The organism is Flavobacterium sp. LC2016-01, from assembly GCF_009711135.1.
Lineage (GTDB): Bacteria > Bacteroidota > Bacteroidia > Flavobacteriales > Flavobacteriaceae > Flavobacterium.
Genome location: NZ_WMIC01000001.1, coordinates 247,949 through 270,766, shown reverse-complemented (window position 1 = coordinate 270,766; position 22,818 = coordinate 247,949). Strand labels below are relative to the sequence as shown.

24 protein-coding genes are annotated in these 22,818 nt (G+C 32.9%); 17 read left to right on the top strand and 7 right to left on the bottom strand.

All coding sequences use genetic code 11. From position 1 onward, the window contains the following. Window positions 1-50 precede the first annotated feature (50 nt). Entirely contained in the window at window positions 51-497 is a 447-nt protein-coding gene (locus GKZ88_RS01240) for a type ISP restriction/modification enzyme (protein WP_155100586.1), read from the bottom strand. 270 nt (window positions 498-767) lie between these two features. Here GKZ88_RS01240 and GKZ88_RS01235 point away from each other — a divergent pair, with 270 nt between their 5' ends. Next, entirely contained in the window at window positions 768-1,154 is a 387-nt protein-coding gene (locus tag GKZ88_RS01235; RefSeq protein ID WP_155100585.1) for a flagellar motor protein MotB, read from the top strand. A 58-nt stretch (window positions 1,155-1,212) separates the two neighbouring features. Here the strand turns inward: GKZ88_RS01235 and GKZ88_RS01230 are convergent, their stop codons facing one another. Next, window positions 1,213-2,415, bottom strand: a complete 1,203-nt coding sequence (locus tag GKZ88_RS01230) for a hypothetical protein (protein WP_155100584.1) — start codon at window positions 2,413-2,415, stop codon at window positions 1,213-1,215. Window positions 2,416-2,689: 274 nt separating this feature from the next. On the opposite strand from GKZ88_RS01230, the gene GKZ88_RS01225 reads away from it, so the two are divergent. From GKZ88_RS01225 to GKZ88_RS01215, 3 genes are read left to right on the top strand one after another with little or no spacing between them, the layout of a single operon-like run. Next, the gene (locus tag GKZ88_RS01225) at window positions 2,690-2,950 is read left to right on the top strand and encodes a hypothetical protein (RefSeq protein WP_155100583.1); all 261 of its coding nucleotides are present in this window, start codon (window positions 2,690-2,692) and stop codon (window positions 2,948-2,950) included. Then, window positions 2,925-3,197 carry a hypothetical protein gene (locus GKZ88_RS01220; protein WP_155100582.1) on the top strand — a complete coding sequence of 91 codons (273 nt, stop codon included), beginning with the start codon at window positions 2,925-2,927 and terminating at the stop codon, window positions 3,195-3,197. Before GKZ88_RS01225 ends, GKZ88_RS01220 begins: the two co-directional genes overlap by 26 nt. A gap of 46 nt (window positions 3,198-3,243) precedes the next feature. Beyond that, the gene (locus tag GKZ88_RS01215) at window positions 3,244-3,585 is read left to right on the top strand and encodes a hypothetical protein (protein ID WP_155100581.1); all 342 of its coding nucleotides are present in this window, start codon (window positions 3,244-3,246) and stop codon (window positions 3,583-3,585) included. An 81-nt stretch (window positions 3,586-3,666) separates the two neighbouring features. Here GKZ88_RS01215 and GKZ88_RS01210 read toward each other — a convergent pair whose 3' ends face one another. Next, window positions 3,667-4,110: a hypothetical protein gene (locus GKZ88_RS01210; RefSeq protein ID WP_155100580.1), complete on the bottom strand. Its 444-nt coding sequence runs from the start codon at window positions 4,108-4,110 to the stop codon at window positions 3,667-3,669. 193 nt (window positions 4,111-4,303) lie between these two features. Next, window positions 4,304-7,744, bottom strand: a complete 3,441-nt coding sequence (locus GKZ88_RS01205; protein ID WP_155100579.1) for a methylmalonyl-CoA mutase family protein — start codon at window positions 7,742-7,744, stop codon at window positions 4,304-4,306. 298 nt (window positions 7,745-8,042) lie between these two features. Here GKZ88_RS01205 and GKZ88_RS01200 point away from each other — a divergent pair, with 298 nt between their 5' ends. The 6 genes from GKZ88_RS01200 to purU all read left to right on the top strand — a co-directional run bounded on the left by GKZ88_RS01200 (window position 8,043) and on the right by purU (window position 12,994). Further along, complete coding sequence (locus tag GKZ88_RS01200; protein WP_155100578.1) at window positions 8,043-9,590, top strand: L,D-transpeptidase family protein; 1,548 nt, start codon at window positions 8,043-8,045, stop codon at window positions 9,588-9,590. A gap of 195 nt (window positions 9,591-9,785) precedes the next feature. Then, window positions 9,786-10,127, top strand: a complete 342-nt coding sequence (locus tag GKZ88_RS01195; protein ID WP_155100577.1) for a hypothetical protein — start codon at window positions 9,786-9,788, stop codon at window positions 10,125-10,127. 141 nt (window positions 10,128-10,268) lie between these two features. Beyond that, entirely contained in the window at window positions 10,269-10,697 is a 429-nt protein-coding gene (locus GKZ88_RS01190) for a cytochrome c oxidase assembly factor Coa1 family protein (RefSeq protein WP_155100576.1), read from the top strand. A gap of 5 nt (window positions 10,698-10,702) precedes the next feature. Beyond that, on the top strand, window positions 10,703-11,131 hold the full coding sequence (locus tag GKZ88_RS01185; protein WP_155100575.1) for a hypothetical protein: 429 nt from the start codon (window positions 10,703-10,705) through the stop codon (window positions 11,129-11,131). 186 nt (window positions 11,132-11,317) lie between these two features. Further along, window positions 11,318-12,034: a DUF4197 domain-containing protein gene (locus GKZ88_RS01180; RefSeq protein WP_155100574.1), complete on the top strand. Its 717-nt coding sequence runs from the start codon at window positions 11,318-11,320 to the stop codon at window positions 12,032-12,034. A gap of 105 nt (window positions 12,035-12,139) precedes the next feature. Further along, window positions 12,140-12,994, top strand: coding sequence for a formyltetrahydrofolate deformylase (gene purU, locus GKZ88_RS01175; protein WP_155100573.1), 855 nt, complete (start codon window positions 12,140-12,142; stop codon window positions 12,992-12,994). A gap of 339 nt (window positions 12,995-13,333) precedes the next feature. Here purU and GKZ88_RS01170 read toward each other — a convergent pair whose 3' ends face one another. The 3 genes from GKZ88_RS01170 to pyrF form a co-directional block, all read right to left on the bottom strand. Continuing rightward, entirely contained in the window at window positions 13,334-14,827 is a 1,494-nt protein-coding gene (locus GKZ88_RS01170; protein WP_155100572.1) for a catalase, read from the bottom strand. A 626-nt stretch (window positions 14,828-15,453) separates the two neighbouring features. After that, the gene (locus GKZ88_RS01165) at window positions 15,454-16,254 is read right to left on the bottom strand and encodes a helical backbone metal receptor (protein WP_155100571.1); all 801 of its coding nucleotides are present in this window, start codon (window positions 16,252-16,254) and stop codon (window positions 15,454-15,456) included. A gap of 127 nt (window positions 16,255-16,381) precedes the next feature. Beyond that, complete coding sequence (gene pyrF, locus GKZ88_RS01160) at window positions 16,382-17,203, bottom strand: orotidine-5'-phosphate decarboxylase (RefSeq protein ID WP_155100570.1); 822 nt, start codon at window positions 17,201-17,203, stop codon at window positions 16,382-16,384. A gap of 407 nt (window positions 17,204-17,610) precedes the next feature. On the opposite strand from pyrF, the gene GKZ88_RS01155 reads away from it, so the two are divergent. From GKZ88_RS01155 to GKZ88_RS01125, 7 genes are all read left to right on the top strand, one after another. Next, window positions 17,611-18,084, top strand: a complete 474-nt coding sequence (locus GKZ88_RS01155) for a DNA starvation/stationary phase protection protein (RefSeq protein ID WP_155100569.1) — start codon at window positions 17,611-17,613, stop codon at window positions 18,082-18,084. 98 nt (window positions 18,085-18,182) lie between these two features. After that, on the top strand, window positions 18,183-18,368 hold the full coding sequence (locus GKZ88_RS01150; protein ID WP_133525069.1) for a CsbD family protein: 186 nt from the start codon (window positions 18,183-18,185) through the stop codon (window positions 18,366-18,368). A gap of 159 nt (window positions 18,369-18,527) precedes the next feature. Then, the gene (locus GKZ88_RS01145; protein WP_155100568.1) at window positions 18,528-19,079 is read left to right on the top strand and encodes an AraC family transcriptional regulator; all 552 of its coding nucleotides are present in this window, start codon (window positions 18,528-18,530) and stop codon (window positions 19,077-19,079) included. Between the two features lie 21 nt (window positions 19,080-19,100). Next, window positions 19,101-19,550: a response regulator gene (locus GKZ88_RS01140; RefSeq protein WP_133525071.1), complete on the top strand. Its 450-nt coding sequence runs from the start codon at window positions 19,101-19,103 to the stop codon at window positions 19,548-19,550. A 14-nt stretch (window positions 19,551-19,564) separates the two neighbouring features. Then, on the top strand, window positions 19,565-21,349 hold the full coding sequence (locus GKZ88_RS01135; protein WP_155100567.1) for a CHASE3 domain-containing protein: 1,785 nt from the start codon (window positions 19,565-19,567) through the stop codon (window positions 21,347-21,349). A 211-nt stretch (window positions 21,350-21,560) separates the two neighbouring features. Continuing rightward, on the top strand, window positions 21,561-22,133 hold the full coding sequence (locus tag GKZ88_RS01130) for a DUF4142 domain-containing protein (RefSeq protein ID WP_230392445.1): 573 nt from the start codon (window positions 21,561-21,563) through the stop codon (window positions 22,131-22,133). Window positions 22,134-22,169: 36 nt separating this feature from the next. Beyond that, window positions 22,170-22,814, top strand: coding sequence for a porin family protein (locus tag GKZ88_RS01125; protein ID WP_155100565.1), 645 nt, complete (start codon window positions 22,170-22,172; stop codon window positions 22,812-22,814). Window positions 22,815-22,818 lie beyond the last annotated feature (4 nt).

The following is a 22,818-nucleotide window of genomic DNA, read 5'->3' as shown; positions in this document are numbered from 1 at the left end:
TTTTTGTCCCAACAAAAAATAAAAGCAGCTCGTTCCAGGAGCTGCTTTTTTTATTCTTCTGTTTTCCGGATGTTGTTGCCAATTTTTACCAAATTCCAAAAAGAATCTGCATCTGGTGGAAATATTATTTTTTGAGTTTCTTTATAAAGAGAGCAATGCGCAAAAGCATATACATAATCTAATACGTCTATTAATCTAAAACTTTGCCTGTATTCTGATCGTAATTCAATGCTTTCTGCATAACAGACGTTTCCTATTTCTTCTTCCAAAAAAAATAAACCTGAATGATTTGAAAATTGCTTTATAATTTCTGAATTTATTGCAATTGATTTAGAAACTGATTTCTGAAAAAAAGAATCAAGTGCAAAACCGTTTTCAGCAATATTTGAGGACATTTTCAAAACAAAATTTTCCAGATCAAGATTATCAAAAAAGGCATTTCTGTTTTCGGTTTTCTGCAAAAGATCGATTTTAATTAAATATTGCTGTATTGTCATGACACTGATTGCTTTACAACTATAAAGTTAGATTATATATTTCGAATTCATGAAAAATAGTCTTTAGAAAGGTTTTTTCACTCGAAAACATACTAAAATTGAAAAATAACAGTTTTGACAGTATATTTTAATCGATAAAATGAAAAAAAACACCGTTCAATTACACGTTATATCACTGATTTATATACATTTGCAATCTAAACTAGCAGTTTACAATAAAATTATCAGAGAAAAAATGACTATCAAAACCAATCTTTTAAACTAATACTTATGCAACAGAAACTTATTGTTTTAGTATTATTGATTGTTTTTTCATTTCGTGCAGCTGCTCAAAGTGAAAAAGTTTATGTAACTGATAAAATAAGCGACAAATACGCTTATGTTGACGTGATAAAAACGTACGAGAAAATTGCAGCAAAAGGCTACAAATCTGTAGACTTATTTCAGAAATTAGGAGATTCCTCTTATCAACATGATAAACTAGAAAAAGCAGCCGATTGGTATGATCAACTATTTGCCATGACCTCTGACTTAGAACCTGTTTATTATTACCGCTACGCAGAATCTCTAAGATTCATTTGCCAAAATGAAAAAGCAGATGCAATTATTGAAAAGCTGAAACGAAAATCTAAAGGAACAATCAAGAAAAAAGTTTAAATTCTTTAAAATTTTATAAAATATAGAAAAACCTCTCATTGCTGAGAGGTTTTTCTATTTAATTTGTTCCAGTAATAATTTTATACAATTCTTGACAATAAGTAAACTTGTCATTTTGCTGGTTTCTTTTATATTCCTGACCCGTTTCATAAACCATAACCTGAAACCAATTTAATATCCTAATAGCCATATTTTGCTCTAAACGATTTTTGTCATCAAACTTCATAACATTCAAATCCTCAATTTCAGATTTCCAAAACTTTAAATTAGAAGTACTTTTAGCCCATTTTAATTCCTGGTCAAAGCGAAGTGATAGTTTGTCCATTATTTTGTTTTCCAAAGCCTTTATTTCTTTCATTTTGGCCATTTCATCTTTATACTCTTTGGATTTTTTGATTTCGGCAATCTTGGCTCTTAGAATATTGTCTTCATTAGTATTAAAAAAAGTAATACCCTTTTCGTAGGCATTTATAGAAAGTAGTATTTCTTTATTCGCTTTTAAACTATCGGCTATTCGCAAATTGGTATCGTAAATTCTTTTAATAATCGAATCGTTCTTCGGTCTTATATTTTTTCTATACGCCTGAATTTCCAACCAGTCAAATGCGCGAAGCATTTCAGATGGTTTAGGCCAAGCATGCCCCGCATGAGTAACAAAAAGTGTATTTACAATCTTTGTTTTATCGAGCCATTCTCTATTTTCGATCATTTCCTGATAATTCATATCCCGATCCCCAACTATACCAACGTAGGAGAAATTATTTGACGGAGTTATAAACTTATCCATGCCATTAAAAGAAGCGCCACAAGCAATAACACCCTGAAAAGCACCTGTAGATATCCCAAAAAGACTAGCTAATCTTGCACCTCCCGAAAAACCTGATATATAAAGTTGTGAAGCATCAATAGCATATGTTTGCAATACAGCATCAAATAATCGATTGGCAATGGTAATATTATTTTGGACTAATCCATTTTTCAAGGTATTGGAACATACCAAAATATAATGATACGTTTCTGCTGCCAAAATAAAGGGTTCAATTCCTTTTTTGCCTCTAGCCGCTGGATCAAAAATAAAAACCAATGGTAGTGGCGTTTTTGCATCGTATTTTTTAGGAAAATATATAGCATACGATTCTGTTGGAGCAGTTGCAATTTTTACTGAATCGATAACAACTCCTGTTTGTAATAATTGCTTATCCTGAGAATATCCAAAAACCGTAACAAAAAGAAACAGAATATAATAGATTGTGTTTTTCATAACATTAAAATTAAAAAAACCTTTCGTTTCTGAAAGGTTTTTATTTATCATTAAAAATTAAAAAAATTCTATAACAATTATATGACATTTGTTCTAACACGGAAAATGACAAACTTTATGGAATTTTATTGTGCTGCTTTCCTGAACTTATCGCTCGTGCATTACTTTGCATTCACGAATTGCTCTAGCATAGAATTGTTCGTGAGAAATCAATAATAATTTTTAAAATGTTTCTATTTTTACATCATTATCTGACTAATAAATAAGACATAAAATGGCTAGAAGAATAGAACTAGAAGTTGATTATGACGATTCAAATGCACCAGGCTTTTATACTAATTTTGATAATTATGGAGCAATATTATACTATGCCTATTCAGTAAATAAAGATTTAGCATTAGAATTATATAAAGCCATGGTCAGTGAATATTATTATAAATTAGAAACTGATATTGCTTTAGAAGGATTAACTGAATTTGATACAAATTGTTTATTTACCATTGAGCGATTTGCCTCAAGTAATAACATTTATTGACAAGCAAGTTCTACCCTCTTTACAACCATTACCATTAAACTTAGATTTAACCACTACATGGAATATAGGAAATAGCTTTGATGCTTTTTTAATGAATCAAGGCAGTTTTTTTGAATATTTTAGTATTGATGATATAGAACAAGATGGCTACACTGTTAAATATTTTATAGGTACTTTTAGTAAATTGAATGCTTTTTTTCAAGAGGTTGTTGATCAAAATGTAAATTACAAAGTAACAATCGCTTAATTGCTGGTGTTGAGACAGTTTAAAAAGCAAATTAAACACAAAAGCCATGGATTATAACACAAACGAACTTTTTTATTATCTAAATCAATCTTTACCAAATAATGTAACTTATACAGAGTTATCAAATTTATGCTTAACATTATTTTGTACTTGTAGTATTTTGCCGGAAAGGTTTGAAACAGCAATTATTGACAAAGATAAATTAGCAATAATATTTTCTAAAATTGCAAAAGAGAAAAACATTGTTTCTTATCCATCAACTGCTTCATTTTATGGAGCTTCATTTCATAACACTTCTAGTGAAGGTCATTGGTTAGAAATAATGGCTAGCGTATTGAAATTAGCAAGAGAACCAAATATAGCAGAAGCTAAAAATTTATTAGTATAAATATTTTGCTGGCGCGAGCGTCTCCCTCGTGCATTACTTTGAGTTCACGAGCGAGACGCTTGCGCCAGCGACGTATTCTACTTAATCTGCAATTTTATAATCAGTGAACTTATAAGTGTTATCAATTTTTCCCATTAATTCTACAGATTGAAAATCAACTCCTTCATCCGTAATCTTGTAATCGTAGACATCTATAACTCCATCGTAGTTATGCAATTCGTAATACTTTCCATTTTCAACCCACCACTTTCCATTTTCAGTTGTTTGGTCTACTTTTCCATTCGGGTATATTACAACAAATAACAAAGTACTTGTTCCATTTTTAAAACGGCATGAAACCCAATATTTACTTACACCATCTTGCTGTTGTCCAGTTTCTGAACCTTTCCAACATCCAAAAAGCTTTGAATCGTATGTTTTTGTTTCAGGTTTGTTTTGTGATTTTACAGCCAGTTTTTCCTTTGTCTGGCTAAAACAAAAGCTTGTGAGAAGTAATAATCCTATAATAAAAATGTTTTTTCTCATTTAAGATTAAATTTTAAGATCGTTTATAGTTTGCAAATTTTCAAATAAATATTATACGCTAATATATATAAACATATTTCATAAAAATTACGTCAAACCGTAAAGTCTCAAAATTTCTAAAAATCAAGTCTTATAAACAAAAAACCTCTCAATATCTGAGAGGTTTTTCCATATCATTTAAAAAACAAAAAACTTACATATTCCTTCTATACTGCCCTCCCACTTCAAACAATGCCGAAGTAATCTGACCTAAAGAACAAACCTTTGCAGCTTCCATTAAATGGTCGAATAAGTTTTCATTTTTAATAGCCGCTTGCTGTAACGTATTTAAATGTTCGTTTACTTTTTCTTCGTGGAATTTATGCAGGTTATCCAACATCGTAATTTGATATTGTTTTTCTTCTTCCGTTGCACGAATAACCTCAGCCGGAATTACCGTTGGAGAACCTTTTGAACTCAAGAATGTATTTACGCCCACAATTGGGAAATCGCCATTGTGTTTTAAAGTTTCGTAGTACAAACTTTCTTCCTGAATTTTAGATCTTTGGTACATCGTTTCCATTGCGCCAAGAACTCCTCCTCTTTCTGTAATTCTATCAAATTCCTGTAAAACTGCAGCTTCAACTAAATCAGTTAATTCTTCGATGATGAAGGAACCTTGAATTGGGTTTTCGTTTTTCGCCAAACCTAATTCTTTATTTATAATCAGCTGAATGGCCATTGCACGACGTACCGATTCTTCTGTAGGCGTTGTAATGGCTTCGTCGTAAGCATTAGTGTGTAAGGAATTACAGTTATCATAAATGGCATATAAAGCCTGTAAAGTTGTTCTAATATCATTAAAATCAATTTCCTGCGCGTGTAACGAACGTCCAGAAGTCTGAATATGATATTTCAGCATTTGTGCTCTTTCGTTGGCTCCGTATTTGTTTTTCATGGCTTTTGCCCAAATTTTACGTGCCACACGACCTATAACTGAATATTCTGGATCTACTCCGTTGGAGAAGAAGAACGATAAATTTGGTCCGAAATCGTTGATGTTCATTCCTCGGCTCAAATAATATTCCACGTAAGTGAAACCATTTGAAAGCGTAAAGGCCAATTGCGTAATTGGGTTTGCTCCTGCCTCTGCAATATGGTATCCTGAAATCGAAACCGAATAGAAATTACGAACGTTTTTAGTAATGAAATATTCCTGAACGTCGCCCATTAAACGCAGAGCAAATTCGGTCGAGAAAATACAAGTATTCTGCGCCTGATCTTCTTTCAAAATATCGGCCTGAACAGTTCCACGAACTTGCGATAATGTTTTTACTTTAATTTCATTATAAACCTCTAAAGGCAAAACCTCATCTCCGGTAACGCCTAAAAGCATTAATCCTAAACCGTTGTTTCCTTCTGGCAAATCGCCTTGGTATTTTGGTCTTTCGATTCCTTTTGCTGCGTACAATTTGTTGATTTTTGCTTCAACTTCTTTTTCTAAATCATTTGCTTTGATGTAAATCTCACATTGCTGATCGATTGCCGCATTCATAAAGAAACCTAACAACATTGGCGCAGGTCCGTTGATTGTCATACTTACCGAAGTTAACGCATGAACCAAATCAAAACCTGAGTATAGTTTTTTAGCATCATCTAAACAGCAGATTGAAACTCCCGCATTTCCAATTTTTCCATAAATATCCGGACGCAAATCTGGATCGTTACCGTATAAAGTTACACTGTCAAAAGCAGTAGAAAGACGTTTTGCTGGCATTCCCGCGCTTACATAATGAAAACGTTTGTTGGTTCTTTCTGGTCCGCCCTCGCCCGCAAACATTCTTGACGGATCTTCGCCTTCACGCTTAAACGGATATAATCCTGAAGCAAAAGGAAATTCTCCAGGAACATTTTCCTGTAAATTCCAACGCAGAATATCACCCCAAGCTTCATATTTAGGCAAAGCAATTTTCGGAATCTGTAAATGTGATAAACTTTCAGAGTGCGTGGCAATCTTGATTTCTTTATCACGAACTTTAAAGGAATAAACCGGATTTTTATATTTTGCTACTTTTTCATCCCAATTCAAGATAATTTCCCAATTGTACGGATCTAAGTCCATTTTTACTTTATCAAACTGATTCAGTAAAAGATTTAAAAAGATTCTGTTTTCATCGTGTTCTTGAATTCCGCTTGGCAAAACAGATGCATCATCGATTCCAGCTTTATTGATTTGAGGAATTTTTCCAGAAACCGATTCAATCGTTTTGAAAATTCCGTATAATTTCTGTGCTACTTTTTGTTGCGAAATTGCTGTTTCATCATAACTTCTGTTATTCTCTGCAATTTCAGATAAATAGCGTGTTCTGTGAGGCGGAATCACGAAGATTTTCTCGCTCATTTCTTTCGTGATCGTAAAAGTCGATTTCAAATCTGAAGCCGTTTTTTCAACCACTTTATCCATAATTGCTTTGTAAAGCGTATTCATTCCAGGATCGTTAAACTGCGAAGCAATTGTTCCGAAAACTGGCATTTCATCAGGATTTTTATCCCAAAGATTATGGTTTCTTTGATATTGTTTTTTTACATCGCGCAAAGCATCTAGTGCTCCACGTTTATCAAATTTGTTTAAAGCGACTAAATCAGCAAAATCAAGCATGTCGATTTTTTCCAATTGTGTTGCCGCTCCAAATTCTGGAGTCATTACATATAAGGATACATCAGAATGGTCCATAATCTCCGTATCAGACTGTCCAATTCCTGAAGTTTCTAGAATAATCAAATCGTATTTTGCTGCTTTTAAAACCTGAATCGCTTCGGCTACATATTTAGATAAAGCCAAATTCGACTGACGTGTTGCCAGCGAACGCATATACACACGAGGATTATTAATAGCATTCATTCGGATTCTGTCTCCTAAAAGTGCTCCTCCAGTTTTTCTCTTCGAAGGATCGACAGAAATTAATCCGATTGTTTTTTCTGGAAAATCAATTAAAAATCGGCGAACCAATTCGTCTACCAAAGAAGATTTTCCGGCACCGCCCGTTCCTGTAATTCCCAAAACTGGAATTTTAGAACTTGCATTGCTTTCATGAATTTGATCAAAAACAGGTTTTGCGATTTCTGGGAAATTTTCTGCAGCAGAAATCAAACGCGCAATTGCGGTTGGAACTTTATTTTCGATGTGATCAATTTCTCCGTTTAATTTATCTCCAATAGGAAAATCAGCACGCTGTACCAAATCATTAATCATTCCCTGAAGTCCTAAAGATCGTCCATCATCTGGCGAATAAATTCGGGTGATACCATATTCATGCAATTCTGAGATTTCGCTTGGCAGAATTACACCGCCTCCGCCTCCAAAAATCTTGATATGTCCTGCTCCTTTTTCATGAAGCAAATCATACATATATTTAAAGTATTCGTTGTGTCCGCCTTGGTAAGATGTCATAGCGATTGCATTTGCATCTTCCTGGATTGCGGTATTTACTACTTCTTCTACACTTCGGTCATGACCTAAATGTATTACCTCAACTCCCGTTGACTGTATAATTCTGCGCATGATATTGATTGCAGCATCATGTCCGTCAAATAGCGAAGCGGCTGTGACAATTCTTACTTTATTTTTAGGAATATATGGTATTTGTGGTTCCATTTTATGAATATGATAATTTTGAGCGACCAATGTACAAATTATTTTAATATTTGATTAAAAGAATAGCTTTATGTTAACAAAAAAATGAAAAATGTTTTTTTGAGGATATGGGGTAACAATTTTGAAGACGAATTGATATAAGTTAAAGAAAGCTTAAAGACATGGCAATTTCGCAACATTTAAACAAAATCTAAAAACGTGTTTCGCTCTCTCTCATAGTAATTTAGCAGTGTAGAAAAGCCCCAAATTTTTACCAAAACTTAGCAAATAAAAAGTAAAACGTAAAAATTTAAAAAAAATGAAAACTATATATTCTTTCACCGTAATTTTAAGCTTAGGTTTTTTTGTAACTTCCTTTAATAGAATTGAAAACAGCAATTTCTTAAATACAAAAACTCCAAACGCTGCTGTCATCAATATTAATCTAAATAATGATGACGAAAATGAAATTTCAAACGACTTCTTTAAAAGATATTCCGATTTGAAAAAATACAAATCTGATATTATGTCATTGTACAAAAACAGAACTCTTGGAAGTATCTGGTATGATGAAGATCAAATAAATGAATTTGCTGCTGCTTTATACCAAAAAGCAAAAACAAATAATTTGGAAATTCCGTATCAAAAAGAAATTGATCAGCTTTTTGATTCTTCAGCAACAACAAATCTTTCAAAAACAGATGCTGATATGCTTTTAAGTTCCTTATATATTATATATGCGAAAAAAAGCAATGCGGATAAAAACGTGTCTTATGATACTATGCTGAAAAACTTTATGAATTACAGCACAATTGAAGAAACAGCTGCTGCATCAGAAGATAATAAAGTAGCTTTTGATCAATATTATAAATTGCAAGGCGCTTTGAAACAATACCAAAAAATAGAAAGATCAAATAAATGGAAACCTATTGTTGCAGAAACTCCATACAAAGATTTACGTCCTGATGCTGTTTCGGCTACAATTGCGCAAGTTAGAACTCGTTTATACTTATTAGGCGATTTAAAACAGGATTCTAAAAGCGATGTTTATGACCGTGAATTGATGGATGGTGTTATGAAATACAAAGTGAGAAACGGATTTAAACCCAACTATATTCTTGCAGAAGAACATATTAAAGAAATGAATGTGCCGCTTTCTGATAAAGTAAAAACGTTGATGTTAAATATAGAAAGATGCCGTACAATTTCTGCTCAAATGGCTGGTAATGATGAATATGTTTTTGTAAACGTTCCTTCTTATGAATTGGTTTATGTTAAAAACGGAAAAGTTGTTTTAAAATCTAATGTATTTGTTGGTTCGCCTTTAACCAAAACTACCATTTTTAATGGCGAAATTGACAGAATAGTTTTCAGCCCTTATTGGACAGTACCACAAAGTATTGTACAAAATGAATTGAAATCTAAAATCGCTGCAGATCCAAATTATCTTGCTGATCATAATATGGAAATGATAAACGGTCAAGTTAGACAAAAACCGGGACCAGAAAACTCTTTAGGATTAGTAAAATTTGTGTTTCCAAATCCTGATGATATTTATATGCACGATACACCGGCTAAAACTTTATTTGATTTTGAAAAAAGAACTTTCAGCCATGGTTGTGTAAATGTGAAAATGGCCAAAGAATTAGCTGTTGCAATGCTTAAAGATTATCCAGAATGGACACAAGCTAAAATTGATCAAGCTATGGCTGGAAAAACAGAAAACAGCTTTAAATTAACTAAAAAAGTGCCGATCTACATTACCTATTTTACTTCATTAGTGAATGAAAATGGCGAAATCGGTTTCTTTCCCGATGTTTATCAAAGAGATAATGAACAGGTTTCTCAAAGTGTAGTTTTAAATTAACAATATAATAAACTAAAATTTTCAAGAGAGAATTTATCAGCTGATAAGTTCTCTCTTTTTTTTCATTCCTTTTTTAAACCAAAAAAACACCTTAATCTATTAATTTTAAAACTCTTACATCCTGAAAAAGCTTTTTCAAAATTTGAACTTTGCAAAATAATATACCACTAAATAGTAATGCAAAATCAATTTATCATGAAAACAGAAAATATAGATGGATTAACGCTTTTTGAAATCAATTTATTAATTCAGCAAGGCGGAAGATTTGTAACATTTCCAAATACGATGACTAAAGATAAAAGTTCAACAATCTATTTTATTCGCCCAAATGAAAAAGTATTCAAGTATGCATTAAAGCATTTTATAAAAAATTTAATGCTCGGATGGAAATCATTTCCTTTAAGACCATTTCAAGTATCCAAATCTTTATTTTATTTAGCAATTGGAAGCAAAGATTATACACAAACTATTTTGGCTGATGCAAAAACAATCAATCCGGTTTACAATCCTAATTTATACTGTTTAGAATACGTTTAAATCGTAACAATCTAAAAATCAAAGCGGAAATAAACATTTTATTTTCGCTTTTTTTATTTTCATAACCCCAATCTGATCAAAAAATGTGTATTTTTAAGTTCCAATTACGAATGTCATATATAAATTAGCAAACCTTAAAATATGGAAGATTCAAACGAACTTATAGAAGATAAAAGAAACTGGTGGAATCGAAACTGGAAATGGTTTGTTCCTACTGGCTGTTTAAGTCTTATCGTATTATTTGCTTTATTTTTATTTGGAGTATTCTTTGAAGTTACTTCAATAATCAAAGATTCTGATGCTTATATAGAATCGATGACAAGAGTTGAACATAATAAAATACTGATCGAAAAGCTTGGATCACCTATTGAAACTGACGGAATGGTTTCTGGAACTGTCAGTTCAACAAATGACATTAGAAAATGTGATGTACAAGTACCGCTAAAAGGGCCAAAAGGCAAAGCAACGCTCTTTGTTGTTGGCGAAAAAAGAGGAACCTGGAAGTACAGCGAAATGTCTGTTTATATTGAAAAAACAGGTGAGAAAATTGATTTGCTTAAGAAAGAATAATACATATGCAAAAGTATATTTTCACTATGTTTTTGATCTTCTTTATTTCTTGTAATAAGATTGAAAACAATAAAAGCTTAAATCAAGAAGATATTAAGTATATCCAAAATCTAAAGATTTTAGACAAAAATGAAGTCATTCTCAAGTTTTACAGCGAATTTAAAAAAGAATTTGCAGGCAACTTTTTCACTGATAAAAGAGTCGCAACCTACTGGATAGACAAACGGAATTCAGAAAAAAATAAAATTGATTTTGCGTTTTATTCTTCGATATCGAAAATTGACACTGTATATAATGCCGGATTAACCTACTGCCCCTATGCTCTTATTACCAAAAATGATGGAAGCAATTTTAAAGTCAGCGTTGATGGTGATAAACAAGAAATCAAATCTTTCTTTGAAGATTTATTGCACGAATGGCATAAAAGGAGATAAACATATTTTCAAATAAAAAAAATATTATACCTAATTTGTGCTTAGGGTAAAGTCTTTGATTTTCCTTAAAAGCAAATAATAAGGAAAGTGTGTTAGTTATGAAACAAAATCTTTCTGCTCCTGAAATAAAATTGTGGCGTTGTTTTTGAATAAGTAGTATTTTTGAAACTTAAATAAAACCCCCAAATGAAAAAGATTTTATTATTAGCCGTTACATTTTCACTTGTTTCATGCGCAGAAATGCAGCAGACTTTAAATCAGCTCCCACAAATAGCATCGCAAATTCCGGTTGGCGGTGTTGATATTTCAGCTGGATTAAAAGAAGCTCTAAATAAAGGAATTACACAACAAGTTAGCAAGTTAACCGCTGTTGATGGTTTCTACAAAAATGAAGCTGTAAAGATTTTAATGCCCGAAGAATTGCAAAAAGTAGATGCTACTCTGCGAAAAGTTGGTTTAAGTTCGCTTGCCGATGAAGGAATCAAAATGTTGAATCGTGCTGCGGAAGATGCTGTTAAAGAAGCAACTCCAATATTTGTTACGGCCGTGAAAAATATGTCGTTTACAGATGCTAAAAACATTTTGTTAGGAAATGACAGTGCTGCAACAACGTATTTACAGGGAACTACAACAACAGCTTTGTACGGAAAATTTAATCCGGTGATTAAAAATTCATTCGCAAAAGTTGGTGCCGATGTAGTTTGGGCTAATATTATCAACAAGTACAACACTATTCCGCTTGTAAAAAAAGTAAATCCTGATTTGACAGATTATACAACGAATCAGGCCTTAGCAGGTGTTTACAAAATGATTGCTGTAGAAGAAAAAGAAATCCGAAATAATATTAGTGCAAGAACAACACCTTTATTAAAAAGTGTTTTTGCTATGCAGGACGGAAAATAGTTTTTTTTCGAAGGTGCAAAGTAACAAAGTAACAAAGGTACAAAGAGCCCTTTGTTACTTTGAACCTTTGCGTCTTTGTCACTAACCAAAAACCAAAAAACTAAGATGCAAAAAATTACCATTCTTATTCACTGTAAAGACCAAAAAGGAATTATCGCTGCAGTAACTACTTTTATTGCTAAAGTAGAAGGAAACATCACCTATATTGATCAACATGTTGATGTAGAGCAAAATGTGTTTTTTATGCGATTGGAATGTGAATTTACCAATCACAAAACGACAATTGAAAGCTTTAAAGCCGATTTTAACCAATCCATCGCTGCCGACTTTAATATGTCTTGGGATTTGTACAATCAGGAACAAAAACCAAAAATGGCTTTGTTTGTCTCTAAATATGACCATTGCCTTTTTGATATTTTAGGACGTTACAGTGCTGGCGAATTAAATGTTGAGATTCCAGTCATTATAAGCAATCACAACGATTTAAGATCAGTTGCCGAACGATTTAATATTCCGTTTCATTGTGTTCCTTTTACAAAGGAAAATAAAGAAGAAGGTGAAGCCAAACAAATTGAATTATTAAAGCGATACGAAATCAATTTTATTGTTTTGGCGCGCTACATGCAGATTGTTACACCAAATCTGATTTCGCTTTACGAAAATAGAATCATCAATATTCACCATTCATTTTTGCCTGCTTTTCCGGGAGCAAAACCGTATCATTCGGCTTTTAAGCGTGGTGTAAAAATTATTGGTGCAACAAGCCATTATGTTACCGAAGAACTAGACGAAGGACCAATTATCGAGCAGGATATTGCCAGAGTTTCTCATATTCATTCGGTCGAAGATTTTATTATGAAAGGAAGAGACTTAGAAAGAATTGTTTTAGCAAGAGCAATTAAATTACATGCTGAACGCAAAACAATGGTTTATAGCAATAAGACGGTGGTTTTTTCTTAAAGATGCTAAGGTTCTGAGATGCTAAGATTCTAAGGTTTTTTCTCTTTTCCAAAAATTAATAAACCCGACAGGTTTTTAAAACCTGTCGGGTTTATCGTTTTATATTTTTAACATATCAATCAAACCGGATTAAAATCCGGCCCTACAATATGATCCGAGCCAAAGGTTCTTTCACAGTTCCGAAGGAACGAACCATATTGTCGAGCTGGACTTCAGTCCAGTTTAAATAAAGACAATAAATAAACCCGAGAGATTTTAAAAATCTCTCGGGTTTAATTTTAAATTCTGGTTTAAGATTAAAACCTTAGTAGCTTAGCATCTTAGTATCTCAGAACCTTTTTATCGAACCACAATCGACAATCTAGGATCATCAAAAGCATTAACTTCAGCCATTGTCAAGCCTAAAGCATTTGCCACTCCTTCTCCATAAGCTGGATCTGCTTTAAAGCAATTTCTGATGTGACGAATTTGAATAAACTTCTGTGCTCCTCCAACTTGTGCTGCAGTATTTTTAAACAGCAATTGTTTTTTCTCTGGAGTTAATAAGTTGAATAACAAACCTGGCTGCGTGAAATAATCATTATCATCATCTCTGAAGTTATGTGCCCATGCGTCGCCATGAAGTTTTAATGGCGGTTCTTTAAATTCTGGCTGTTCTTGCATTTCACCAAAACTGTTTGGTTCATAATGTTTTTTAGATCCGTTATTTCCATCTACGCGCATTGCTCCGTCTCTGTGGAAAGTGTTATAAGGACATCTCGCAGAGTTCACTGGAATCTGGAAATTGTTAACTCCTAAACGATATCTGTGTGCATCTCCATAAGAGAATAAACGCGCCTGAAGCATTTTATCTGGTGAAAAACTAATTCCAGGCACCACGTGCGCCGGATTAAAAGCAGCTTGTTCTACTTCGGCAAAATAATTTTCAGGATTTTTATTCAATTCGAATTCTCCAACCGGAATCAAAGGAAAATCACCTTTTAACCAAACTTTCGTTAAATCAAAAGGATGAAAACGATATGTCTCAGCTTGTTCTTCGGTCATGATTTGAATGAATAATTTCCATTTCGGAAAATTTCCTTCTTCAATAGCATCAAATAAATCACGCTGATGGCTTTCTCGGTCGCCTCCAACTAATTTAGCCGCTTCTTCATCAGAAAGATTATCAATTCCTTGTTGTGTTACAAAATGAAATTTCACATAATGTCTTTCATTTTGATGATTTATAAAACTAAAAGTATGACTTCCAAATCCGTGCATTTGTCTGTACGATCTCGGAATTCCTCTATCGCTCATTACAATAGTAACCTGATGCAAAGCCTCTGGTAATAATGTCCAAAAATCCCAATTGTTATCAGCACTTCTCAAATTGGTTTTTGGATCACGTTTTACAGCATGGTTCAGATCAGGAAATTTCATTGGATCTCTAAAAAAGAATACCGGAGTATTATTTCCAACCAAATCCCAATTTCCTTCATTGGTGTAAAATTTCAAAGCAAAGCCTCGAATATCTCTTTCTGCATCTGCAGCACCTCTTTCTCCTGCAACGGTAGAAAAACGAGCAAACATTTCGGTTTTCTTTCCAATTTCTGAAAATAAATCTGCTCTCGTGTATTTTGTAATATCGTGAGTAACAGTAAAAGTTCCGTAAGCTCCAGATCCTTTGGCGTGCATTCTTCGTTCCGGAATCACTTCACGGTCAAAATGTGCCATCTTTTCTAAAAACCAAAAATCTTGTAATAAAACAGGTCCGCGAGGGCCAGCAGTTTGAATGTTTTGATTGTCTGGAACGGGAGTTCCTGTTGCAGTTGTTAATTTTTTGTTTGATTCCATATTGCTGATATTTAATGTTTTATCAAATATACAAACTTATCTTTAGCATATTAATAAACAAAATTGATTGTTATTATATTTTAATAACCAAAAGTTATTTAACGCTGCAAAAAGCTCAGAAATGGGTTTTAAAAAATCTTAACTTATGGTCAACAAAGTAATAACAAAACCTTAACAGCAAAAGATTGATATATGTCGGACATTTGTAATGTAATAAACTGGTTATTTATTATTTTGGTTTTGGTTAGTTAAATGATGCCGGCGTCTTCGAGATGCCGGCATTCTTTTTTTTATTAAATCCCAATAAAAAAATTCCAAATTCCAATTTAAGCAAGTTTGCATTTTGGAATTTGGAATTTGAAAAATATTGTAATTTAAATTTAGACATTAACTTATTTCCAACAAAGTAATAACAAGAACTTAACAGCATAAGATTGATATATGTCGGATCTTTGTACTGTAATAAACTGGTTATTTATTATTTTGGTTTTGGTTAGTTAAATAATGCCGGCGTCTTGAAGATGCCGGCATTTTTTTTTGCTGTAAATGCCAATAAAAAAATTCCAAATTCCAATTTATTTTAAGCTTGGAATTTGGAATTTATCCCGAAGCTTCGGGATTGGAATTTAGTTTTTCAATCTTTCGTGAAGTAATTTAAAATAAGCGAAAGCCTTTAATAATCGGCTTCCGTGCCAGGAGAACATTTCGCCGTCTACGAAAATGGTTTTGGCGTGGTGTGTGAACCTTCCTATTTCGAAAGCATCTTCTTCTTTAAAAGGATACGGTTCTGAAGAAAGAAAAACAATATCTGGATCGCCTTCTAAACGCATTTTTTTAAGTTCGACTTCAGGATAACGCCCTTTGTCTTCATAGATATTTGTAAAATGATTCAGTTTTAATAATTCATTTATATAAGTATTTTTTCCGGCAACCATGTATGGATTTTTCCAAATAAAATAAGCTGCTTTTTTTACTTCAATATCCTGAATATATTTTTTGAAATCGCTCAAGGCAAAAGCCAATTTGTCATTCCACTTTTGAGCTTCGGTTCTACAATTGAAGATTTGACCGAAATCTAAAATCATCTGAAAATTATCTTCTATAGAAACAATATTCGTTACCCAAACCGGACAAATTTCCTGTAATTGTTTTACGATTTCTTCTGTGTTTTCTTCTTTATTACAGATGATAATATCAGGCTGTAAAAGCTTTATTTTTTCGAAATGAATCTTCTTGGTGCCACCGACAATCTTTTTGGTAGATTTTAAATAATATGGATGTACACAGAACTTTGTAATTCCGATTATTTTTTCTTCTAAACCTAAATCATAAAGCAATTCTGTTTGAGAAGGCACGAGAGAAATGATTCTCTTTGGAGAATTTTCAAAAGAATGTAAAGTTCCTAATTGATCTTGAAATTGCTTCATTGATTTAGATTGTCATTTTAACCGCAAAGTTCGCAAAGATTTACGCTAAGAACGCAAAGTTTTTTTCCTTGCGAACCTTGCGAAAAATCTTTGCGAACTTTGCGGTTAAATGTATTTATAAAGTTATTTAAAACTTAGAATTAATAATTTCTTCCATTTCTTTTTGCACTTTCAAAGCCTCTTCCCTAGCCTTTTCAGCAAAGTCAGTTCCTTTTGAAGCGTAAATAATCGCTCTTGCAGAATTTACTAATAATCCGATTTTATCATTCATTCCGTATTTGCAAACTTCTGATAAACTTCCGCCTTGAGCGCCAATTCCGGGAACTAATAAAAAGCTGTCGGGAACAATTTTTCTGATAGCCGCAAAATATTCGGCTTTTGTCGCACCCACAACATACATTAAGTTTTCACTGTTTTTCCATGTTTTAGAAGTTTCCAAAACTTGTTTGTACAATTCGGTTCCGTTTGTATTTAAAGTCTGAAAATCGAAAGCGCCTTCATTTGAAGTTAAGGCCAACATGATGGTATGTTTGTTTTCGAAAGCGAGAAAAGGCTCTACCGAATCTTTTCCCATATAAGGTGCAACGGTTACGCTGTCAAAATTTAAATCTTCAAAAAAAGCTTTTGCATACATACTTGAAGTGTTCCCGATATCACCGCGTTTTGCATCGGCAATGGTAAAAACTTCAGGGTAATTTTCATTGATATAATTAATCGTTTTCTGCAATGACATCCAGCCTTTTATTCCGTATGCTTCAAAAAAAGCCGTGTTTGGTTTGTATCCAACTGCTAAATCGTGAGTGGCATCGATTATCGCTTTATTAAATTCGAAAATTGGATCTTCGGTTTCTAATAAATGTGATGGAAGCTTGCTTAAATCAGGATCTAAGCCAACGCATAAAAATGATTTTTTTTGAAGAATTTGTTCGTGTAGCTGTTGTGTTGTCATAGTGTGTTTTAATAGTGGGGCAAAATTACAAATTATAATTGTGAATTGTAAATTGTGAATTGTGAATTGTTGTCAGGCGGAGCGAAGTCGAAGCCTACATTCCAATTGGAACGCCCTTCGACTTCGCTCAGGGTGACACTCTAAATGTTTCAGGTTTTTCTTGTTTCACGTTTCATGTTATACTCGCATTGTCAGGCTGAGCGGAGTCGAAGCCCACGTTCCAATTGGAGTGCCCTTCGACTTCGCTCAGGGTGACATTGGAGATTTTTCAAGCTTCATTTTCTAATTGCCACATTATCTAATTATCTAATTCACATTGAATTCCTATAACAACTTCTCAAAATTGTGTAAGAAAAAAAGAAGCCGTCTTCTTTAATTTTGAAAAAGAACCCAAAAATCAGACAGTTATGAGTCCAAACATCGGAATATCGACGAAAAATTTAAAGAAAAGCACTAGCATATTAGCCACGATTTTATCAAACGAAATGACATTGTATGTAAAAACAAGAAAATTTCATTGGAACATTTCAGGAAACAGTTTTATGGAACTTCATAAATTGTTTGAGGAACAATACCGAATTTTAGAAGCTCAGATCGATGAGGTTGCAGAAAGAATCAGTCAGCTTGGTGAGAAAACCATTGGAACAATGAAAGAGTTTATTGAAAATTCGACTTTAAAAGAATCTCCAAAAGAATATGCTTCGCAAAAACATATGCTAGAAGAACTTTTAGAAAATCACGAACAATTAGTAACCGAATTTAGAGATTATATTCCGGTTTTTGAAAATGAAACAAACGATGCCGGTTCTGCTGATTTTATTACGGGACTTTTGCAGGAACATGAAAAAATGGCTTGGGTCCTGCGCCGTTATCAAGTTTAAAAATGTGAATTATGCAACGTTAAGCGAAATAAATGTAACGCGTTTTTAAGACTTAAATTAGAACTTTACAAAACAATAATTACGAAAATCTGACTATCATGAATACTACTGAAATAAAAGGAAACTGGAATGAGCTTAAAGGAAAATTGAAACAAAAATACGCAGATCTAACAGATGACGATTTGATGTATGCTGAAGGAAAAGAGGACGAAATGTATGGAAAACTTCAGCAGAAACTGGGAAAAACTAAAGAAGAATTTCATCAAATCTTATCCGATTTGTAAAACCTTTGAACTCAAATCAGGGAATACCGTCTAATACTTGTACTAGACGGTATTTTTTTGAAAATTTTATTTGTTTTTCAGCTGTTTTCAGCATTTCTAATGAATCTTAAAGACCATAACCAAAAATAAATTAAGTATCTTTAACCAAATTTTTATAAAATGAAAGTATTTATAAAGTTCGACATTAATACCATTTGTTCTCTTTATCTAAAACACAATCTCGACCAGCAAAATATAAATTTTACTAGTCTGGGATTTGGTGAGATCGAGATTGCTGACAACCTTGATGCTGATGCTCTCGAAACTTTAAAAAATAATTTGAGTCCGTGCGGTTTTGAAATCGTAGAGAATCAAAAAAGTGTTTTAGTACAAAAAATAAAAGATGCCATTATTGAACTGGTTTTCATGGAAGACAGCAACAATTACAAAAGCTCTGTTTTCTTAGCCGAGAAACTCAATCACAGTTACGGCTATTTATCTAATGTTTTTTCGGAAGTAACGTATTCTTCTATCGAAAATTTTATCATTTTACAAAAAATTGAAAGAGCAAAACAACTCATTATCATAAATGAAATGAGCCTGACCGAAATTGCTTTTTTACTAAATTATTCGAGTGTTGCCCATTTGAGCACACAGTTTAAGAATACAACCGGAATTACACCTTCGGCTTTTCAGAGAATAATTAAGAAACGAAGAGAAAATTTAAAATAAAAACCTAAATACCACACTAAAATGCAAAAAAACGCATTATATATTTTACTGGCTGATGATGATGAAGATGATCGTCTTTTTTTTAAGGATGCATTTGAAGAAATAAAAATTCAGACCAATGTAGATTTTGTTCACGACGGAATGCAGTTAATGGATCATTTAAATAATCTTGACAACAAACTTCCGGATATTTTGTTTCTGGATTTGAACATGCCAAAGAAAACAGGTAAAGAATGTTTGATTGAAATCAAAAAAACCGAACGCCTAAAAAATATCATTATTGCCATCTACTCTACTTCATCATCTGAAGAAGATATTGAAGACACGTTTATTCAGGGTGCCAATATTTACATCAAAAAGCCAAGCGATTTTAATACGCTTAAAAAAATAATTAATGAAGTCGTGACCGTAAACTGGCACTATCATACCTCCGGGTTAAACCGTGATAATTTCCTGCTGCGACTAAAATAGTATAAGCCTGTCACATGAAATGGATACCAAATTTTAATTCTTCAAACTCATTGAGAGTTATTTTTGTAGTCGCAGTTTTCATTCTGTTATTTCTTTCATCCATTGCTTACAAACACAATCAGGACTTGAATGAATCAAGCAAGCTTGTGATGCATACTTATGAAATAAACATTCAATTAGAACGATTAATGTCGGCGATTAAAGATGCTGAAACAGGCCAACGCGGGTACATTATAACACGCAACGGCCGTTTTTTAGCGCCCTATCTTTATTCGCGCGACAAAGTAAATGCCTCGTTCATTACCTTAAAAAAACTGACTGCCGATAATCCGCTGCAGCAGCAAAATCTCGAAAATCTATTCAAGCTCATTATTCAGCGATTTGTCTCTTTTGAAAATTGTCTGAAATACAGCGATCCTAAAACATACGACAAAAGAAAACTTGACAATTATATGTTTGGTGGCCGAATTTTAATGGAAAATATTCGGTTTCAGGTGGACAAAATGAATGATATCGAAAAAAAATATTTAGAAAAAAGGCTTAAGATTTACGATCAGGAAATTTCGTTGAGTCCTATTTTTTCGATTTCACTATTTTTAACGGCATTGACTTTTATTTTGTTGGCCTACAGACAAATCAGCCGAGATTTCGAGCGTTTGAAAGTATTCAATAAAAAACTTTTAATTTCCAGCGGTTTGATGGCCGAGTCCGAAATTATTGGGAAATTCAGCACTTGGCAATGGGATTTGGATTCCAATAAAATCGATTATTCAGACAATCAATTCCGAATTTTAGGAGTTGCACCTAACTCTTTTGTTCCAGAAAAAGAAACATTTCTTGATTTTGTACATCCAGATGATAAAGATGCCGTTGCTGCATCAATGGAAAGAATTATAGAGAAAAAGAATCTTCCTTTTATTTACTATAAAATTATTCGTAAAGATCGAGAAATCAGACATTTTAAATCGACCGGAAAATTATTGACCGATCAGCAGGGAAGCAAAATTTTACTCGGAATCAACTTTGATATTACCGATGAGCATCTTTTAAATATTGAACTTCAGGAACGAAATCGAGAACTGGAAAAAAGCAATAAAGAACTGGCTTCTTTCAATCACGTTGCGAGTCACGATTTGCAGGAACCGCTTAGAAAAATACAAACTTTTATTTCAAGAGTTTCTGATGCCGATAAAGCCGTAATGTCTGACAGCGCGCGCGAATATCTTTCTAAAATTGAAAGTTCAGCAAAAAGAATGCGTGTTTTAATTGATGATCTTCTTTTATTTTCAAGAACCAATACGACTAAAAAAGAGTTTCTAAAATCAAATTTGAACGAACTTCTGGAGAATGCCCAATCTGATTTAGCCGAAATTATTCAGGAGAAAAAAGCCGTTGTTACGACTTCCAAACTTCCAAAATTAGAAGTGATTCCGTACCAAATTGAACAGCTTTTCATCAACTTGATCGGAAATTCTTTAAAATACAGCCAGCCCGACCGAATTCCGGAAATTGTTATTGAAAGCGAAAAAGTACTTTCGACCAGTTATCCTGATTTATTGGAACAAACTATAAAAAAATACCATAAAATTACTTTTTCAGACAACGGAATGGGATTTGACCCGCAGTTTAAAGAAACCATTTTTGTTCTTTTTCAGCGTCTGCATTCTAAAACTGATTATCCGGGAACTGGAATTGGTTTAGCCATCTGCAAAAAAATTGTCGAAAATCATAAAGGTTATATTTTAGCCGACAGTCTTCCAGGAAAAGGCTCTCTATTTACCGTTTTTCTTCCGGATTAAAAAATATACCAATTCTTACAAAGAGCGTTCACTGCAAATAAATGATTATTTGCAGTGAACGCTCTTTTTTTTCTGCCAAAAAACGCCTTAGCACCTTGATATAAACCGATTATGGGAATTATATAACGATTCTTTTTTATGCTGTAAAGCAAAATAAGGTATTCGTTAGCAACTTTGTAATGTAATACTTTATGAAGTAATAATGAAAGCAATGCTCCACATAAAAGCAACTATTTTAAAGGTCTTTTTCTTATTGATTATAATCTCTTTTTCAGCATGCGGAAAAAAAGAACATCAAAAAGCAAGTCCATTTATAAAGGAAACTTTTAGCCAAAACAACAAACAGTTCAATGATAAAGATCAAGTGGAATCTTCCTTTTTTATTGCTGTGGCAAATGTGAGTAATGCCCTTATTTCAAAAAGTCAATTTGCACAAAAACGTTCACAAAGTCCGATACAGGAATTAAGCAAAAAAATTGAAGATCATCAATATCAATTGCTTCAGAAAATATCAGAAATGGCAAATAAAAAGCTCATTATTATTACTGATATCAATGTAACTCATAAAAGAGATTTATATGAATTGATTGCTACTGATGAAAGTTCTTTTGATAAAACATATCTGAATTCGATTTCAGCGTCATTATCAGAACAGATTAATTTATTAGAAAATATTTCATCTGAAACAAATGATGAGAAGATTTTAAAATTAGTGCTTCAGTATCTGCCAGACCAGTACCAGCTTTTGAGAGAAACCGAAAGATTAAAAACAGAATTTATTTAAATGCCTTAAAATCTATTATTAACTAAATTTTTTACTATGAAAATGCACACTAATTTTTTATGCGCCTTAGCCTTATTTTTTTCAGCTTCATTTGGAATGCTTCAAGCTCAAAATGACGAAAATGTTACTACCGAGTTTGGTGTAAAAGGAGGATTCAACATGTCAAATTTATACAACAATAATGCTGACGACGAAAATATTTTATACGGTTTTAACGCCGGTGTTTACGCAACATTGCCTATTTCAGATTTTATTGCCATTCAGCCTGAAATTTTATTTACTACAAAAGGCGCCGAGTTAGAATATAACAATGCCTTTGTAAGCGGAACCGGAAAATTTAAACTGAATTACATCGAAGTTCCTTTGTTAGTGAGAGTAAATGTTACCAGAAATTTTAATATTCATGCTGGTGGATATGCATCGTATCTGGTAAGTTCTAAAGTTTCTGGCGACGGTGACTTCAACTTTGACGAAGAAATTAACGCCGATGATTTAAATAGATTTGATGCTGGTTTAGCTGCCGGTATAGGAGTCGATTTTAGTCCGATCAGTATTGGTTTACGATACAATTACGGATTAACAACGATAGGAAAAGAAAGAACCGTTGCAGGAGCAACTTATACCGTTCCTGATGCTAAAAACAGCAACTTGTCTTTATACCTGTCGTATAAACTGAATTAGTAAA